The organism is Vibrio variabilis (assembly GCF_003263785.1).
In the GTDB taxonomy this organism is placed as follows: domain Bacteria; phylum Pseudomonadota; class Gammaproteobacteria; order Enterobacterales; family Vibrionaceae; genus Vibrio; species Vibrio variabilis.
In genome coordinates this window covers 1-17,704 of record NZ_JYJK01000083.1, presented here as the reverse complement: position 1 = coordinate 17,704, position 17,704 = coordinate 1, and the positions used below count along the sequence as shown (strand labels likewise).

Genomic DNA, 17,704 nt, shown 5'->3' with positions numbered 1-17,704 from the left:
TATGAAGTTCATCCGCATTATTTTAGGCAAAATCATTCTATTGCTGAACTTTGTGTTTTCACCACGCGGCGTAAAACGCAGTAGTGAAGCACAGCAACAAGCTGATGCTAAAGCATCGGCGATGCAGCTTTATCAATTCGAAGCTTGCCCATTTTGTGTCAAAGTTCGCCGTGAAATGAAACGCCAATCTGTCAATATCGAGTTGAAAGATGCGAAAAACGATCCAGTTGCTAGAGAAGAGCTTCTCAATGGCGGCGGTCGAGTAAAAGTGCCGTGTCTAAAGATCGTCGAAAATGGCCAAGAGACATGGATGTACGAGTCATCCGATATAGTAAGTTACCTGCAAAAAGAATTTGCATAGCGATATCAGTAGTGGCGGTTCTCTCCGCCAAAACCTAGTGCTAGAATGTCCGCCCAACGGCTATAAGTAAAAACAAAGGTAAGACAATGAATCCAATTATTGCCCTATTGAAAGAGAACAATATTAGCGACGCACAAATCAACGAGATTTTCGAGACGCTAACGCAAAACCCACTAGCGGCAATGGCAACCATTAGCCAACTGGGTCTGCCTCAGGACAAGCTTCAACTATTGATGAACCAAGTGATGCAAAACCCAGCGCTCATCAAAGAGGCAGTCGAAGAGCTTGGCCTCGACTTTGCAAAAGTTGAAGCGGCAAAAGAGCAGCTAAATAAGTAGCACTCAGAAAAACAAAAAGCTGAAGCGGCGATATGTCACTTCAGCTTTTTTATTGTTTTTCGAGAGCTAACTCTAGGTTACCATTCTAAAATTTCGTAGCCTAACCCTTTGGCGCTAACGTTCTCTGGCTCGGTCATTGGTACCGAGTAGTCCCCTACCGGGCAAGCAGACACGGCCACCAAAATGTCCATATCAGCAACGAATTCAACGTAGTCTCCGGGCTCACTCTGGCTCGGCATGCTGTCACCACTGCCATCTGGTTGAATGAAGCTAGGCTGGAACACCATAAAGTTATCGTGAATGATGTCTTGTTCGCCCATACCAAATTCAGACACGGCCTGAATTCCGTTCGCGTGACAACTATTGTGGTTCTTGACGCCGCTCAGCATTTCCCATTGCGCTGCCGTGCAGTGCCCACCTAAGGCAACATGGTTATTGAAGTTCTCTGGTAATGTTGGGTTTCCAGAATGCTCAACCAACAAAGTTGCCATCGGACGCACATTTGGCATGCAAGACCACAACTGACTGTACTGTTTGAGGTATGCGCTTCGTACAAAAACGTCGTATGCCCCATAAAGTGTTCTTTTGTGTCGTGTTGGTTGAACACCCACACATCACCAATTTGAGGGCCGTCCGCTTGAATAATGCGGAACACTTGGCCTTTGTTCACCTTAAAGCCTTTACCGCTGTGACGCTCGATATAACCTTTCTCAACGCTGACCAATTGATCGCGCTTTGCGCTCATTTCTAAATACTGGCTGTCTACCGGCGTGCCCATCAACATGCCTGCGTTTTTTACAATCTGTGTCATGCTCTCACCTACCAGTTGATACGTTGACGATCTGTGAAAAAGCCTGCTGTTGGCCCAGACTCATCCAATGTCGCTAACCACACGGGAGTGTCTGCCCCCTCTTTAACGGTTTTTGGCCTGTCTTGCGAGTCACCATAATCTGGTAAATCATCAAGGTTCATATCAGTCTCTACCCAGCCCGGACAGCAACTGTTCACTTTACCACCAAATGGTTCTAGCGCTTTTGCAAACAGCACAGTACTCGCATTCACCCCGACTTTACTCATCTGGTACGCCGCACAAATATCATCTTTAAGTGGCGAATTCATATCGCTTAGCTGTTCAAGCTGAGCAACTTGTGTCGATAGATTCACGACACGTGGCGCGCTAGATTTTTGCAGTAATGGCACCAGCTTTTGTGTAAGTAGAAACGGACCAATTTGGTTAATTTCCAATACTTCACGGAGCATAGACTCCTGCATTTCAATTGGACCAATACCAAAATCTTTTAAGATAGCCGCATTGTTAATCAGGGCATCGAGATGACCAAACTCACTGTCAATGTACGCTACCAACTTATCAAATGAAGTCGCGTCGGAAAGGTTAAGGTACGCCGCATGCGCATTCAGATTTTGCGCTTGAAACGCCTTCGCTTTTTCTCCACAGTCTTGGATGTCCGCCATCACTACTGTGTAACCTTTTTCTAGCAGCAACTCTGTCGCAGCGTAGCCAATACCTTGATAAGCGCCGGTAACTAATGCAACTTTCATACTCTCAATCTCCAAGTTATTTGGTTTCTGCCAGACATAATACGCGCTACAATATGGTAATACTTATCTTTATAGCTCATATTTTCTCGAGGCCATCATGTATCCGTCACTGTCACTACGTCAATTGGACGTTACCTATGAGTACAATCGACATACTTTGCAGCGCCTGAGACAACTCTTCAGCCAATACTCACCAGAAAATACGACTAAAAATCATATAGATAGACTAATCACTAAACCAACTTCGCTGTCACAAGACGAGTTAGGTCAATTTATAAACTCCTCGATTGAACGGCTCATTTTAGAAGGCTATAGCGAGGCAGGACTTACATTTGGTAACAGTTTTGACATAAAGAGCCTGTCTGGATTTAACATTGCGCTCCAAAGCGCCCCTAACCTAGGGCAAGCTATCTTGCTAATTAGCCGCTATTGCCCACTCATCGAGTCAATATTACAACTTGAGTTTTGCCCCACGGACTCTCGGCTTTACATAAGCTATCGGGATTTAACGACGCCACTGTGGCTTTACGAAGACGCATTAGCCGGCTGCTGGCAACTCATTCAACAGATCGCGCTACGCCTGTAACCGTTACCGACCTGCAGCTTGCTGTCCCTGAGCCAAGTCATAGTGCGTGTTACAAAGACTACTTTCCCATCGATGTTCAATTTGACGCCCCAAAAACCTATATTCAGCTCTCACATGAATGCTGCTAACGCCGATGGCAATCTCTGCACAGCCGGTGACCGACTTATTTGGATTTTGGCTCGACAAAGAGCCCTCTGAGCATCAAACTTGGCTGGTTAACATTTATCGTTACGTCGTTGACACCATGACAACCGCCCATGAAGAGCCTTCCTTAACCGCCCTAGCACAACGCCAAAACTGCAGCCTTGCGACGATGAAGCGCCGCCTTGCAAGGGAGGGAAAGAATTTCACGCAAATCAAAGACGAAATCAAGATGATGATCTGTTATCACTATCTCACAATGACCAGTCTACCCATATCGATGATTTCTGAATGGACTGGGTTCACCAGTGCTACGAATTTTTCTCGAGCGTGTAAACGATGGTTTGGTCTATCCCCTCGAGCATTTAGGCAGCAAAGCAGCGTTAACTGACATCATCACTGCTCATGCTGTCAAAGATTTGATTCATCTCTTCATGACAGGCTTTAAAAATCTTGAGTATCTTTGGATCAAAGTGCTCGGGCTTGGTGCGACCATCACCTTCAGTAATGATAGACACAACTTGCTCGTGCGATAGCGCAGGCTTGTATGGACGCGTGCTACGAAGCGCATCATATTGATCGGCAAGGTTTAATATTCGAGCGGACAGTGGGATCTTTTCCCCTTGTATACCGTTGGGGTACCCCGTCCCATCCCACCTTTCATGGTGCCCAGCTGCGATATCGGCCGCCATCTGCAAATAAGGCGATTTTGCTTGTTTTAAAATATCGGCACCAATTAAGGTGTGGGTTTTCATTACGTGCCATTCTTCTTCGGTCAACGCACCCGGTTTAAGTAATATGGCTTCAGGTATGCCGACTTTCCCAATGTCATGCATGGGAGCTGCGTAAAAAATGCAGTCACAGTACTCCGCATCTTTTCCAAGCTTCTCAGCAAGCAATTTGCAATAATGACTGACTCGTTGAATGTGAGCGCCAGTTTCTTCATCTTTATACTCAGCAGTCACGGTAAGGCGGTGGATGGTATCGATGTAGCTTTCTTGAATCTGCTTGGTACGCAGCGTCACGAGCTCTTCAAGGTGCATCCTATGGTGATAAAGACTCAAGTGGGTAGCAATTCGCGCTCGAACTAAATCAGGACTGAATGGCTTAGTAATGTAGTCTACGGCACCTAAGCCTAGCCCTTTGGCTTCATCTTGCTCTCTATCCATCGCAGTAAGGAAAATGACCGGTATCATGGCTGTTTCGCTAGACTGTTTGAGGCGAGTACAAACCTCATAACCGTCCATCCCAGGCATCATTATGTCGAGTAAAATGAGATCCAATGACTCCGCCGAGGCAATATCAAGAGCAGCCTCGCCATCCAAAGCCACTCTCAAATCATATTGTTCGCCAAGTGTCTCCACCAGCACATCTATATTGAGCTCAGTATCATCGACGATGAGTATTTTGGCTTGTTCAATCATTTGACGTCCTTTTGTCTCTTGTGTGCTCACAGCTCATGAGTCTGCTTTCTATCGTTTGTTCAATTGAGTGATCAATTGGGTCGCTTCTTTAAAGCGGTACTTGTTCACAGCAGTCACTATGTCGCTCGCAGTGCTTCGCTCTTTCTGTGGTAAGTTTAGACTTAGAATTTGTTTGGCTAGGTCTTTTGCAACCGTCGCTTTGCCTTGTGCACAAGCCTCGGCGAGTTGACTCATTAGGTCATCAAACTGAGACTCATCAAACTTAGGATCATCAAACAGTTCGTTCGACTCATTCTCGATCGGTTGAACTCTGACATGCGTTTCAAGCCACCGTTCAACCTCTTGTAAGCTCTGCTTCAATACATGACTTAGCTCGGGCAGCTTTGATTGCAATGTTGCTGGCTCCTTGCTCAATGACGCCTGCTCTATCTCTTGCGCCAAAAGATGTAACCTCTCCGCTCCGATATTGGCTGATACCCCTTTCAACGTATGTGTAGCCAAACACAGTGCATCCCATTGGTTTGCCTCGAAAGCCGCTTGAAGCTGATTTTCCACGTCGGCAAACTGCGCGACAAACTTTTCTAAAAGGCTGTGATATAGCGTCGCATTTCCAGACAATCGCTTTAGGGCTTTAGTGTCATTGAGCCATACCGTACTATCTGCTTGTCGAATTGTATCCACTGCGCTTGGACACGCATCCTCGCTCTTAAATGAATCCTGTAAGTGCTCACGAAGAGTTCGCATCAGAGCATCTGGGTCAATTGGCTTCGTAATGTAATCACTCGCTCCAGCGGAAAGGACAGACTCTTGCACACCTTTCATTGCATCCGCGGTCATAAAAATGATAGGCAGTTGGTCATTAGAGTATGTCTGACGCAGAATTTTGGTTGCTTCTATCCCGTCCATCACTGGCATTCGAAGATCCATGATCACTGCATCATATGGCTTTAATTTTTCTGCGTGCTCGGCCACTTTTTCAATCGCAACTTTCCCGTTACCGGCGACCTCAACCGTTGCACCGACATTCTCCAACAGCTCTTTCGCTATCTGTTGGTTGATCTCATTGTCCTCAGCCAAAAGTATCGTTTTACCCGACAACATATTCACCGAAACAGCACTATCTCTTGCTAGAATGCCAGTGCCTTGTCGCTCTGAACCAAGCTCCAAGGCGCTATTGTCCAAGGTTGAGACAATGGCATCAAACAACATGGATTGGTTAACGGGTTTCACCAAGAAGCCGTCCAAACCTAACTGCTGGGCAGAATGAATCACATCCTCACGTCCGTATGAGGTCACCATAATAATTTTCGGACAGAGTGCGCCGGGATAGCGATGTTTAATTTTTTCGGCGACTTCTAGCCCGGTCATACCCGGCATCATCCAGTCGAGAAAAACAATCTTGTACGCTTCCGTTGCTGCCGATAACGCGTCTAAAGCAGATTCTCCATCAGCAAAGCTATCTACCTTGAGTCTCAAATCTCCAAGGTAGGTTGATATCACTTCCCGAGCTGTTTCGTTGTCGTCAACGACCATGACAGGCATGTCAGCCAATGTGGGGGTACAACAAATGGCTTCTCTCGCTTTGCCGTTGTTTGACCTAGCTTGATATTAAACTGGAACTGACTTCCTAATCCTTTGACACTATTAACCCGAATATCTCCGCCCATCAACTGCACGAGGCTTTTGCATATTGATAGCCCAAGGCCAGTGCCGCCATATTGGCGTGTTGTAGAGTTGTCCGCTTGTTGGAACGAGTGAAACAGCTTGTCCATTTGAGGCTGTGTAAGTCCAATCCCCGTGTCTGACACCGTAAATAACAGCTCAACGTGCTCTAAGTCAGATTGGCCTTTTGTCACCTCGACAAAAACCTGTCCACTGTTTGTAAACTTAATGGCATTGGTCGTGAGATTAAGCAATACCTGTCCAATTCGAAGCGGATCACCCATCAGCGCCACCGGCACTTTAGGATCTATTGAGAAAATGACCTCTAGTCCTTTTTCACTCGCTTTCTCAACACACAAGGTCGACAGGTTGTTGAACACCTGCTCCATGTCAAATTCTATAGATTCCAGCTCTAGCTTTCCTGATTCAATCTTCGAGAAATCTAGGATGTCATTGATTAGACTTAACAATGACTGTGCGGCTTGATAGCTTTTTGAAATGTAATCTCTTTGTTTGTCATCTAAGTCAGTACGCAGCGCGAGGTGACTCATACCTAATATGGCATTCATCGGGGTACGAATCTCATGGCTCATTTTTGCCAAAAACTCGCTTTTTATTTGTGTCGCGCGCTCAGCCTCTTGTTGAGCAGACTCAAGCTCAAGTTGAATCTGCTTTTGCTGGCTGATATCAGTAATCACATCGGCGAGGCATTGAGGCGTTCCATCTTCATGATGAATCACGAAGAAACTGTCAAGCGTTGGGGTGGTTTCGCCTTGCTTGCTGGTCAGTGCAAGCTCGCCAGACCATACCCCTTCAGACATCAATGTCGGTAATACTTGCTCTCTCAGCTTCTCCCCGACCTCACCATGATAGTAGCTGTCAAATCGTTTGCCGATAGCCTCTTCCGGTGTTGGCTCTCCTAGCATCGAGCTCAATGCGCGGTTCACAAAAGTGATTTCCCCCTCTAGTGAAGCCATACCTAAACCTTGCTGTGAGTTCTCCACAAATTTTTCAAACGTTTGTAGGCGAGCCTCATCCGTACGCTGTTGAGTGACATCCCGTTTGATTTCCAAATAGTGAGAAATGTCTCCGTTGGTAAGCCTAATTGGGACTATCGTTGAATCAACTAAATACTCACTTCCATCAGAGCGACGGTTAAAGTATTCACCACGCCAAGTGCTCCCGGAGGTGATTGTCTGCCACAGTTCATCATATAAACTCGCTGCGTTACGCTCAGATTTCATCATTCTGGGGTTCTTACCAATGAGTTCGTTTTTCGCGTATCCGGCAACCTTTTCACAGGTCGGATTCACGTAGGTAATGTCACCCTGAGAATCGGTTATTAGTACCGAGACTGGACTTTGCTCGACGGCTAATGTCAGCAATGTCAAATCATCCGCAATGCGTTTTCGCTCTTCAACTTCTCTCGCTAATTGCTTGTTTTTCCATACAACAGTGAGCAGAATCGTCAGCAAAACAGCGGCAATTCCAGCCGAGACCTTGATAATAAAACCCCAATCTGATTGAGTCTCCACTCGAACATTTATCCAACTGTTGTGAATGTTTTGCTTTTGGGCTTTGGTGTAGCGGTCTAATGACTTTTGTAAAATTGGCACCATTTGTGGCCAATCTTTTCGCACAGCCATGGCTAGCGACAGCTCTCGTCCTGTCGTAGTAGCAATTTTGATCTTGCTCACCCCAAGGCTTTGCATGGTGTATGAGATCGAGGCCATATTTCCAACAAAGCCATCTATTTCACCTGCAACCAGCTTTCTCACCCCTTCTTCAACAGTGTCAACAAATACAAACTGATAATCTGGATAATCTTGCTGCATATACTCACTTGCCGCGTACTCACGAACAACAGCGACACGCTCGTTATCAAAGTCATTGATAGAATTGACCAAAGGCGCATCGAGAGACGTCATTAACACGATGGGGAATGTCATGTATGGCTGAGTAAATTCCAGATAGCGCTCTCTGGATGGTGTTCTGGCAACCGCAGGCAGAACATCCAGTTCCCCTTGCTGAACTTTTGTCAGAACCTCACTCCACGTAAGTGTTTGTTCAGCAGTAAACGGAATTTCTAGCCACTTGGAAATATCGTGAATATAGTCCGACGATATGCCTTATAGGCACCTAAAGCATCACGGTATTCAAAGGGCGCCCAACTATTATCGATACCCAACCGAACTTCTGAGATGCCTTCAAGCCAACGTATTTCAGCATCAGTCAAACTGACGGAGTCGACTTCTTCTTGAAACGTTACCCAGCGCCTTACGATGTCGTTACGTTCCTGAGGTGAGATCGTTGATAGCGCCTTATCTAGGATAGAAATCAGCTCGGGCCATTGTTTTTTGACAGCAAAAGCACCTCCGAAGCGCACTCGAACGCTGGTGATCTGTAAACCAGAAAACCCCTCTTGCTCCATGAAGTAGGAAACGGTAGGCAGGAAACTCAATAATGCATCCGCTTGCTTGTTTGCAACTGCTTCTAAGCCTTTTACAACCGAATCGACACGTATTCGTTCTATCTCGGGGTATTGTTCTTTGAGATACTCCTCATCCGGATAACCAGCGACCACAGCCACCGTGCGTCCAGCCATCTCTGATAGTGACACTACTGCTGCAAGCGAGAATTCTGAGGTCACTAAGACATTCGGAAAGCTGAAATAGTTGTCAGTAAAGTTGAGGTACTGTGTATTTTCGTTACTAGGTACGTTCGCAGCCATCATGTCGATGCCACCGGACTGTACCTCTTCGACAACCTGCTGCCAGCTGTCTCTTTGCTCTATTTGGAAGGTAATTCCTGTGCGGTTGGCAATTAAGGTTAAGTAGTCAGCAGCAAGCCCTTGGTAATTGCCTCGTTCATCAAAGAACTCTATGGGGTGAAAGTAAGGATCTGGCCCAACAGTAACAACAGGGTTCGCCACCAACCAAGCCAGCTCAGCATCGGTCAACATGGATGAAAAGTCTGCTGCTGAGACATCGCTCAAAGAACTCAAAGGGCTAATCGTATGTTTTGACGGTTCGCCAGCAGGTTCTGCGTATGCAAATACGTAATGGCTAAGCACCACCAAAAAAACCGCTATTTTTCTCCAGCACATCGGCCCCATCAATTTCCCTTTCTTTTTATTAATTCAATTATTTAACTATTAGAACGGATCCGTGGTTTGTCAAAACTGTTGTCGCGTTGTATGCATCAATTTCACCCCTTTCTCGGCACCCAAGGCGACTTCTCCACCCTAAGTTGCTAGAATCCGCGTAGCCTTCAACAGTGACTCCAAAATAAATAAGTTTTCTATGTATCAATTAACCATAAATCTCGCCGACTTCCTTGCCCAATACTGGCAAAAGCAGCCAACCATCATTAAAGGTGGTTTCGCCGCTTTCACCGATCCTATCTCGCCAGAAGAGCTTGCAGGGCTATCGATGGAAGAAGAGATCGACTCGCGCTTTGTCTCCAATCTTGATCAAAATTGGCATGCTGAACACGGCCCATTTACTGAACAAAAATTCGCAGAGTTGGCAGATAGCCACTGGTCTTTAATCGTTCAAGCCACCAATCACTGGCACGCCGGTGCAGCAGAACTCGTCGAGCCGTTTAAAGCACTCCCTCAATGGCTGTTTGATGATCTAATGGTGAGCTACTCCGTCCAAGGTGGCGGCGTGGGGCCACACATCGACCAATACGATGTCTTTATTGTTCAGGGGATGGGGAAACGTCATTGGCGCGTTGGCGCGAAAGATATCGGGCAATACAAAGAAACTAAGCGTCACGAAGCACTGCGACAGATAGAGTCTTTTGATGCCATCATCGACGATGTGCTTGAGCCTGGCGATATTCTCTATATCCCACCTGGGTTCCCACATGATGGGTACGCCCTAGAGCCATCACTCAGCTACTCCGTTGGCTTTCGCTCTCCAAAAGAACAAGAGCTGGTCAGCAATTTCGCCGACTATGTGTTAGCTCATGACTATGGCGATAAACACATGGATAAGCCGACTCTCAGTGCGACCGAGCACTTTGGTCAAATCAGTACCGATGACAAAGAAACGCTGACAAACATGTTGATGTCGGCACTGCAAGACGAATCGACAATTAAAGACTTTTTAGGTTGTATGCTCAGTCAATCCCGTCATCAGCTTAATATCATTGAACCGGAAGACAAGTGGAGCTCTGAGGATGTTGCCCAGCACCTTTCAAACGGTGGTGCCATTTATAAGGTGGCAGGCTTGCGTGCACTGTTACATGAGGAAGAGCCAACCATGGTGTACATCAATGGTGAAGTGTTCAAGTTGCCAGAAGCACAAACTTGGCTAGCAAGAGTTCTCACAGACAGCGAAGTTGTCGTTGATATCGAACCTAACTCTCACGTTGTGCCGCTTCTGACTGAACTCATCAACAAGGGATACTGGTTCATCGACTAAAAACAAAAATGGCGTCCGATGTGGACGCCATTTTTTCTTCTACTTAGATAGGTTAGTCCTTGATGCGCGCAAGAGTAAATAGCGCAAAAGCCAGTGCTACTGCTGCACTTAGCGCAACAAAGCTGAACAAGCTCGCCATACCGGCAACCTCACCCACAACACCACCCAGTGATGTACCCGCAGCGTAACCACCGGCAATCGCGAACAGCAAGAAGCCTTGAGTCGCGGCAGGCGACAGCGTCGTGACCTTGGCAACAATGGCGGGCTTAACCATGTCGACCATCGACAAACACTGCATAAACACTAGGTGCATCACAAGTGGCAGGTAGAAATAGTCTGTAGAGCCCGTGACTAAGCTTGAAAGTACTGTACCAACCACAATGTAGCCAACTAACCCCACAACCCACACTTTACCTGCGCCGAACTTTCCGAGTGCACGACCAGCAATATCCAATGTTAATAGGCTAATTACCGACGAGATGGATAGCAGCAATGCCGTAGCTGACTTGTCAATGTCGAACAAGCTTTCAAATAGGTTAGGGCCTTGTGCGACTTGGTTGGCGCTTGCCAGCATGGCAATGAACACCGCCAATAGAAAAGTAACAAATGTTAGGTTCCAGCGGCCTTTCTCTTCGCTTTCACCTTGTTGCGCTGCATCGGATACAATACGCTGCGCAGCCACTTTGCCATCAATAGATACAATGATCATCGCAATAATCGAAAGCGCGCTAACAATACCAAAGCTGAGCGTTGCACTGATGCCTTCCGCTATGGCCAAAATAGCGCCCATGACAATCGCGCCAACAAAGATACTTTGGTTCATGCGAGTCAAGCGCAATGCTTCTTGTGCTTTATCAAAGCCTGCCGCCACGATAAAAGTCGGGTTGACAGTCATGAGCGTGATAGATCCAAGACCCACCAAGAATGTCGCAAAGTACATCGCCCACGTTGCTGGAACAAAAGCGAACAGCGCCATGGCAAAGGCATAGAATACCAGTGAGGCTTTTTGTGCTGCACTATGCAGCTTCAAGCGATCGACCGTCGAACCGATAAGTGGCGCAATAAAACCGCTTAATCCAACAAACGAAAGCGCCGCTCCCGTGTGTACCATAGAGCCCGTCACTTCCAGAATATGACTCGGGATCAAAAGCGGTAGCGCAACGAGCTGTATAGCACCAAACATAAACGCTGCGGCATACCAAAACGAAAGACCGTGTTTTTGCATAAGTTTATCACCTAATTCTCTGATTTCTATTGTCAGCCTATTCTCATTTGCTGCCAATAAACAGTATCAAACCAGAATAATAGGTAACATACGTTGCTAGTTCCATGAACGTTTTTAACTCGAATTAGCAAAATTAATCCAACCTATTAACAGAGCTATATCTATTTCTCGGGCAATTTCACAGTTACATGTTTTGTAATAATTAGTTTCAGTGAAATAATCCTTCAATTGATACTGATCAGTATTTAAAGGCTTCGATATCCTCAGACTATGCACTCTGTTCCACTTTCAATAGGTAGTTCCATGTCTGACTTAACTAAAGAACGCAAGGTAACAATCGGAAGCTATATTGCCTTAGCTTTTGCGATTGTTTTCTTCTCTGGTTTACTCCAATCCAACGAATGGTATGGGGTATTTGATTTCACCACGCTCAACGGTGCATTTGGCCAAGTCGCCCACAACGTCACTGAAACTGAAAATGGCGTTCAAGCTGCGACCACCTCTTTTCGTGGTGTCGGTGGCAGTGGTGCACGTGACGGCTTCATTTTCGCATTAACTCTGATCCCAACCGTCATGTTCGCACTGGGCATGATCAATGTGCTTGAGCATTATGGTGCGCTGGATGCGGCTCGCAAATTGCTCTCTCCTCTTCTACGTCCGTTAATGGGTATTCCTGGCAACTCTGGGCTCGCATTGATTGCCTCATTACAAAGTACCGATGCTGGTGCGGCTATGACGCGTCAGCTAAAAGACGAAGGCCACTTAACCAAACGCGAAACCGACGTTTTTACCATGTTCCAGTTCACCGCGGGTGCGGCGATTGTCAACTTCTTCTCTTCTGGTGCCGTGCTTTTCACATTAACGCTCATGGACGGCTCTCTTGCCGTGACATCTTCCATTGGTTTGGCGGTCGCCGTCATGTTCTTGTTTAAGTTCGTTGGCGCTAACCTGTTCCGTGTGTATTTGAACATCACTGAAGGCAAAGAAGATAAAACACCAAAACAAGACCAAACGAACACGCAGCAGGAGACCGCATAATGAGTGAAGTAAAAGCGAAAAAACCAATGGTCACTGACATTTTTGTTGAAGGTGCAAAGAAAGGTTGGGTCATCGCCACCACATCAACCGTTCCGAATGTCCTAATGGCATTTGTGATAATCAAAGCGCTTCAAATTACAGGAGCTCTAGATGCTATGGGCGCTATTTTTGCTCCGGTCATGGCCATTTTTGGCTTGCCGGGTGAAGCGGCGGCGGTACTTATTGGGGCTTGGATGTCGATGGGCGGCGCGGTTGGTGTGGTCATCACCCTGTTTGACCAAGGCATCTTAAATGGTACTCACATCGCTATCCTAGCACCTGCTATCTACCTAATGGGCTCTCAAATTCAATACATGGGTCGTATCATGGGGCCGATTGGTACGGAAGGACGTTACATTCCAGTGATGATTGCAATCTCTGTACTCAACGCCTTTGGCGCTATGTTCTTAATGAACATTTTGGTCTAGCAACGCCGCTAATTTGAGCGCAAAAAAATGCCCATCATTTTATTATGATGGGCATTTCGGTTACACCTTAAAATTAGCGACTTGCTGATGAAGCTCGCCCACGTTGGCTGTGACCTGCTCGGTCACTTCGTTAGCTGAACGTGTTTGCCCTGCGACCGCACTGAGTGACTCATTGATGTCATTCACTAGCCCTGAGATAGTCTGTGTCGCATTCGCCTGCTGCTCTGCAGTTGCTGCTAAACTCGCCATTTGTGCATTCACTAGTTCTACTTGTTCTGCCGACAACTGAACTCGACTCAGCGCTTCGTAGGTTTGCTCCATCGCATCGGACGCAATCGAGGTTCCCTCATTGATCTGCTCCTCCACTTTATTGGTTGAGCTGCGGATAGCTTGCACAATGGCGTTGATCTCTGTGGTGGATTCCGTGGTTCGGCTAGCAAGCATTCTCACCTCATCCGCAACCACGGCAAAACCTCGACCTTGCTCGCCCGCTCGCGCTGCTTCTATCGCCGCATTAAGCGCTAATAAATTGGTTTGCTCAGCCAAGCCTTCGATTACTTCAGTCACTTTACCAATGGCTTGACTCTCATTGCTAAGCTTCGCGACGAGCTGCTGCGCCGTTTGAATCGCACTCACCAAATCCGTCATATTGCCGTGGTTTTCGGTCAGCATGGTTTCACCAGAGGCTAACTCTTGCTTAGCGTCTACCAGAGCAGAAGAAGAAATCTGAACCTGGCTTGCAGTTTGCTCAGAGCCCACCGCTACTTCAGACAACGAATGACCGATGTTATCTAGGTTTGAAGACTGTAACTCAACTTGCTGCAAACTTTGGCGACTATGTTTGGTAAGGTCATCCATTTTATCCTCAACAGCGCCCACACTCTGCGACACTTGCCCCACTAACTTAGACAGTGATTGGTTCATGCTGTTAATCGAGGTCATAAGATCCGCCAATTCATCGCGGCCAGTGACCGTCAGTGGCGCACTCGACACATCACCTGCCGCGATCAATTGCGCACGCTTAGCAATCAGCGACACACGGCCACCAATTTGGCGCCCTAAGAAATGAGAAACGATAAAGGCAACACCAAGAACAACAACGCAGCTTAACGTTAATATCGCCAGCAATGAATTTACACTTGTACCGATACGATTTTCTGTCTCACCCGCTTTTTGCTGAGCAAGAAGAACCACATTCTCGAGCTCACTTTGGACTTGCTGGATCGCCGGCAGTAATTCAGACTCCATCAAGAAATTAGACTGGTTCCAGCTCGGAGACTGGCGCAGTTCAATCACTTGTTTTGCTAACGGTAGATACAGCCCCTTCATCTCATTGAAAAGAGACCATAGGCTTTCATCACTACTACTGAGTAACTGTGTTTTGTAGCCGATTTGTTCGACAACTTTAGTGTGGGATTTCAAAAAGTCGTTGTACTTATCGAGGTAATCTTGGTTACCGTACTGAAGATAATCTCGCTGAGCAGACAGCGCATTAGCAAGAGAATTGTAGGCATCGGCATAGAGTTTAAATAAGCGTTTGCGCTCACCACCCGCCGCACGACCTGCTTCGTCGTTGATAAGCCCCTGAATTTGATCAAGAGCGACTTCTGCTATTGGCGCTGCTTCATTGATAAATAGCGCATGAGCTGGAAGGTTGTCATGGGTTTGCGCAATCTCTAAGATTTTATTCGCAGTCTCTTTAATTGATGCCCAGCGCTCACTGACTGCCAAATAGGTTTGTTCTGGCAACAATCCTTCTAAGCTAATAAGTTGAATATCGACGTGATCAATATGTTGCAGCACCTTGGCTTTTGAGGCTTGTACCTGCTCTTCAGAGCCCACCAGCAACATATGGCCTCTTAACTCAGACACCGTTGTTTGTAGCGACTGCCCAAGCTGACGACTGGCATCAACCGTTGGTAGGTCAAAACGCAATAATGAATGTGTTTGTGTTTGCAGTCCATCAACGCTTCGATACACAAACAGAGATGAGACGATAAAAAGTACCGCAAGCGCCAGATAACTCATCCGAAGCTTACTCGATATCGAGAGTTTCATCCTTAAACCTCTATAAAATACGACTGATTTCACACTATATCGGCAATCTACAAGAATTTTAAACAATTTATTTATATTTTTGTTACTGAAGGTAATGCTGAGATGTGCGCATAGGGAGATAGCTACTTTAGACCAGCCGGATCTGCCCCAAGACAAGCTGCAACTGTTGTCGGATCAAATTACTTTTATCAAAGAAGGACTGGTAGAGTTAAACTTTGACTCATAGAAAATCAAAGTGGCAAAAAAGCAGCTAATAATTAACATCGTAAAATATTGTAAGGTGCGATGGCATCATAGTTTTGGTTTTTGCTAAACTCAAAATAGCTGCTTTCAATGAGGTAATTATGTTTGATCTCAACCTTGTAAAACCTTTTCTATCTGTTTACCAATTTAATTCCATTACAAAAGCGTCAGAGTCTTTGGGGCAAACTCAGCCAGCAGTAAGTGCTGCAATCAAACGTTTTGAAAAAACGACTGGCTATCCATTGTTTGTGAGGACTGGGCGTTCAATCGAGCCAACTTCTATGGCTCACAAGTTAGCACGTCAGTTGAGTGAAGCTCTTGAGCTTATGGAGGGCGCAGTTTCCAGCAAAAGAGATTTTGTTGTCTATACTCCAGCAAACTTATTATATAACTTACCCATGATGGATGGCGTATTACTAGTCGAGTCGCCCGTTTCTGTCGAAGAAATAATGGAAGATATTCATATGAATCGCGTTGATCTCGTGATTGATGCCGGACTTCCAAGACAAACCGCTTTTTCCTATGAACAAGCTGTCATCGACAGCCTAGTGTTTATCACAGATCCAGAGGTAAGTGATTATGCTGATGTGATTACAATGGAAGAATATGCAGCAGCGAAGCACATTACATTGAAATTATTGCGTCAAGAAGTTCCGATGGTCGATCTATTATCAGGTAAAAGCTTAGCTCGAGATGTAGCTATTGAAGTTAGAAGTATTACTAACCTTCTGCTTGCGCTAAAGGGAACGAGTTATATTGCGGCTTGGCCAAAGACAATGCTTCACCTTGCAAAAATAATGAACTTTAAGATTCATCAGCCACCTTTTGAACTGAATCCCGTCGAGTTTGAATTAGTCTTTCATAAAAAATATCAAACTAATGTTCATCACAAGGAGCTTCGAGATAGAATTCGTGGTTATCTAAACAATTAAAAATCGAAAGCTAGACCAAACTCTACATAATCTCTGTCTATGCCTCTGGAAAACGGGTGTAGGTTACAGTAGGTTTTAGATATTTCATATTAATAAGTGTAATAATCTCATAATATTTCTCATTCGTTCTATCACTAAGATTCGGAATCTCATCTCTGTTGAAAGAATACGTATTTTGTTTTATCCCCACTTCTTGATTGTACTTGATTAGAATATCAGCGTGTTTAATTGGACTCCACAAAACCCCGGCACTGTATTTGATAGAGTCAGAGAGTGAGCTCTGCCAGCAAAGTGCGGCCAAGCAAGGTTCTTGGTCAAAGTTATGGTTGTAATTGACATCACCAATAAGCGTCCAATTGTCATACAGTAGTTTCGCGGCAAAAATACCCATTGCCACTTTATACTCACTGAACTTCAATGTGTTCTCTGTATAGTAGTCTTCTCCCTGCCAAAAAGAATAGCCTGCACCGGCTTCCCAATTTATGAGCGTATCAACATCTCCAAAAATTCTAAAGTTATCTGTAATTTTGTAGTTGGCATCTAAAGTTGCGACAGTCGTTTCTTCCACTTTGGAAAAGCTGATGCTAAAAATATCAGTGAAGCGCTCAATAGATTTAACAAGCGCATCATTTGCTAAAGATGGAAAAGGAAGAAGAGGGAGAATAAGAAGAAGGCGTTTCATATCTTGGATTCCTGAAGCGCTTTCCGTAGCTATTTAGAAATTTTCAGAGAACACCCAATAATAGTGGAACACTATTATTGGGTGTAAGAGTTAGCTTATTTTAATCTAAGATTAGCCACGAACATGCTGCTTAATTACAGATCGAGCTCGTTGTAACTTAGATGAATCCAGGTTTTGTAGTTTACTACTGTCTATGTTTGAACCGTCGAAAACATGGTCATGCTTCTTGGTTTGAACACGCACACCATTCTCTACTTTTGAGACAGTTGCTACCCATTGACCGTTGCCTTTGACTAAAGCAAATTGGTCCGAATCAATATCACCTTCCACTTTAAGGAGCGTTTTCTGGAAATCACCATTACCAATGAATACCAGTTCACCATCTTTACCTTGAACTGTGCCTACCCATTCACTGGTGTTTGCATCAACAATATGGATTTCTCCGTCAATTACCTTCACAGTTAGGTCACGCTCTTCCATCTCTGGACGGTCATCACCAAACTCTGGAGCCCAACGTGGTGTATCATCTAGATCCATGTCTGGATGCTCTGGAGACG

Annotated in this window: 16 protein-coding genes and 1 pseudogene; 7 read left to right on the top strand and 10 right to left on the bottom strand. The window is 45.7% G+C overall.

Annotation, left to right across the window (positions count from 1 at the left end; all coding sequences use genetic code 11):
* The first annotated feature begins 1 nt into the window (after nt 1).
* The gene (locus tag TZ48_RS13935; RefSeq protein ID WP_112479602.1) at nt 2-361 is read left to right on the top strand and encodes a glutaredoxin family protein; all 360 of its coding nucleotides are present in this window, start codon (nt 2-4) and stop codon (nt 359-361) included.
* An 86-nt stretch (nt 362-447) separates the two neighbouring features.
* Nucleotides 448-699 carry a DUF2999 family protein gene (locus tag TZ48_RS13930; RefSeq protein WP_112479601.1) on the top strand — a complete coding sequence of 84 codons (252 nt, stop codon included), beginning with the start codon at nt 448-450 and terminating at the stop codon, nt 697-699.
* Nucleotides 700-776: 77 nt separating this feature from the next.
* Here the strand turns inward: TZ48_RS13930 and TZ48_RS25190 are convergent.
* Together TZ48_RS25190 and TZ48_RS13915 are read right to left on the bottom strand one after the other, a co-directional pair.
* Nucleotides 777-1,444, bottom strand: a pseudogene (locus tag TZ48_RS25190) (DUF1989 domain-containing protein).
* Between the two features lie 74 nt (nt 1,445-1,518).
* Nucleotides 1,519-2,259 carry an SDR family NAD(P)-dependent oxidoreductase gene (locus tag TZ48_RS13915; protein ID WP_112479599.1) on the bottom strand — a complete coding sequence of 247 codons (741 nt, stop codon included), beginning with the start codon at nt 2,257-2,259 and terminating at the stop codon, nt 1,519-1,521.
* A gap of 719 nt (nt 2,260-2,978) precedes the next feature.
* Between TZ48_RS13915 and TZ48_RS13905 the strand changes: the two genes are divergently transcribed.
* The gene (locus TZ48_RS13905) at nt 2,979-3,377 is read left to right on the top strand and encodes a helix-turn-helix domain-containing protein (RefSeq protein WP_162674587.1); all 399 of its coding nucleotides are present in this window, start codon (nt 2,979-2,981) and stop codon (nt 3,375-3,377) included.
* On the opposite strand, the gene TZ48_RS13900 is transcribed toward TZ48_RS13905, so the two are convergent.
* Genes TZ48_RS13900 through TZ48_RS13885 form a run of 4 tightly spaced genes read right to left on the bottom strand, consistent with a single transcriptional unit; the run spans nt 3,370 to nt 9,187 of the window.
* Nucleotides 3,370-4,410 carry a response regulator gene (locus tag TZ48_RS13900; protein ID WP_239670871.1) on the bottom strand — a complete coding sequence of 347 codons (1,041 nt, stop codon included), beginning with the start codon at nt 4,408-4,410 and terminating at the stop codon, nt 3,370-3,372. The two genes, TZ48_RS13905 and TZ48_RS13900, sit on opposite strands and share 8 nt — an antisense overlap.
* A 48-nt stretch (nt 4,411-4,458) precedes the next feature.
* Nucleotides 4,459-5,952 carry a response regulator gene (locus TZ48_RS13895; protein ID WP_112479596.1) on the bottom strand — a complete coding sequence of 498 codons (1,494 nt, stop codon included), beginning with the start codon at nt 5,950-5,952 and terminating at the stop codon, nt 4,459-4,461.
* Nucleotides 5,907-8,156, bottom strand: coding sequence for a PAS domain S-box protein (locus TZ48_RS13890; protein WP_239670874.1), 2,250 nt, complete (start codon nt 8,154-8,156; stop codon nt 5,907-5,909). The genes TZ48_RS13895 and TZ48_RS13890 overlap by 46 nt, the downstream gene beginning before the upstream one ends.
* A gap of 2 nt (nt 8,157-8,158) precedes the next feature.
* Nucleotides 8,159-9,187, bottom strand: coding sequence for a transporter substrate-binding domain-containing protein (locus TZ48_RS13885; RefSeq protein ID WP_112479594.1), 1,029 nt, complete (start codon nt 9,185-9,187; stop codon nt 8,159-8,161).
* A 187-nt stretch (nt 9,188-9,374) separates the two neighbouring features.
* Between TZ48_RS13885 and TZ48_RS13880 the strand changes: the two genes are divergently transcribed.
* Nucleotides 9,375-10,502 carry a cupin domain-containing protein gene (locus TZ48_RS13880; protein WP_112479593.1) on the top strand — a complete coding sequence of 376 codons (1,128 nt, stop codon included), beginning with the start codon at nt 9,375-9,377 and terminating at the stop codon, nt 10,500-10,502.
* 52 nt (nt 10,503-10,554) lie between these two features.
* Here TZ48_RS13880 and TZ48_RS13875 read toward each other — a convergent pair whose 3' ends face one another.
* Entirely contained in the window at nt 10,555-11,727 is a 1,173-nt protein-coding gene (locus TZ48_RS13875) for an MFS transporter (RefSeq protein ID WP_112479592.1), read from the bottom strand.
* Nucleotides 11,728-12,030: 303 nt separating this feature from the next.
* On the opposite strand from TZ48_RS13875, the gene TZ48_RS13870 reads away from it, so the two are divergent.
* Both TZ48_RS13870 and TZ48_RS13865 read left to right on the top strand, forming a co-directional pair.
* Nucleotides 12,031-12,765: a nucleoside recognition domain-containing protein gene (locus TZ48_RS13870; protein ID WP_042497400.1), complete on the top strand. Its 735-nt coding sequence runs from the start codon at nt 12,031-12,033 to the stop codon at nt 12,763-12,765.
* A complete protein-coding gene (locus TZ48_RS13865) occupies nt 12,765-13,232 on the top strand; it encodes a YjiG family protein (protein ID WP_112479591.1) in 468 nt (155 codons plus the stop codon). Before TZ48_RS13870 ends, TZ48_RS13865 begins: the two co-directional genes overlap by 1 nt.
* A gap of 60 nt (nt 13,233-13,292) precedes the next feature.
* On the opposite strand, the gene TZ48_RS13860 is transcribed toward TZ48_RS13865, so the two are convergent.
* Entirely contained in the window at nt 13,293-15,290 is a 1,998-nt protein-coding gene (locus TZ48_RS13860; RefSeq protein ID WP_112479590.1) for a HAMP domain-containing methyl-accepting chemotaxis protein, read from the bottom strand.
* Nucleotides 15,291-15,634: 344 nt separating this feature from the next.
* On the opposite strand from TZ48_RS13860, the gene TZ48_RS13855 reads away from it, so the two are divergent.
* Nucleotides 15,635-16,465: a LysR family transcriptional regulator gene (locus TZ48_RS13855; protein WP_112479589.1), complete on the top strand. Its 831-nt coding sequence runs from the start codon at nt 15,635-15,637 to the stop codon at nt 16,463-16,465.
* Nucleotides 16,466-16,502: 37 nt separating this feature from the next.
* On the opposite strand, the gene TZ48_RS13850 is transcribed toward TZ48_RS13855, so the two are convergent.
* Entirely contained in the window at nt 16,503-17,147 is a 645-nt protein-coding gene (locus TZ48_RS13850) for a hypothetical protein (protein ID WP_112479588.1), read from the bottom strand.
* 111 nt (nt 17,148-17,258) lie between these two features.
* A partial coding sequence (locus TZ48_RS13845) for a hypothetical protein (protein WP_162674585.1) occupies nt 17,259-17,704 on the bottom strand: 446 nt, incomplete at its 5' end.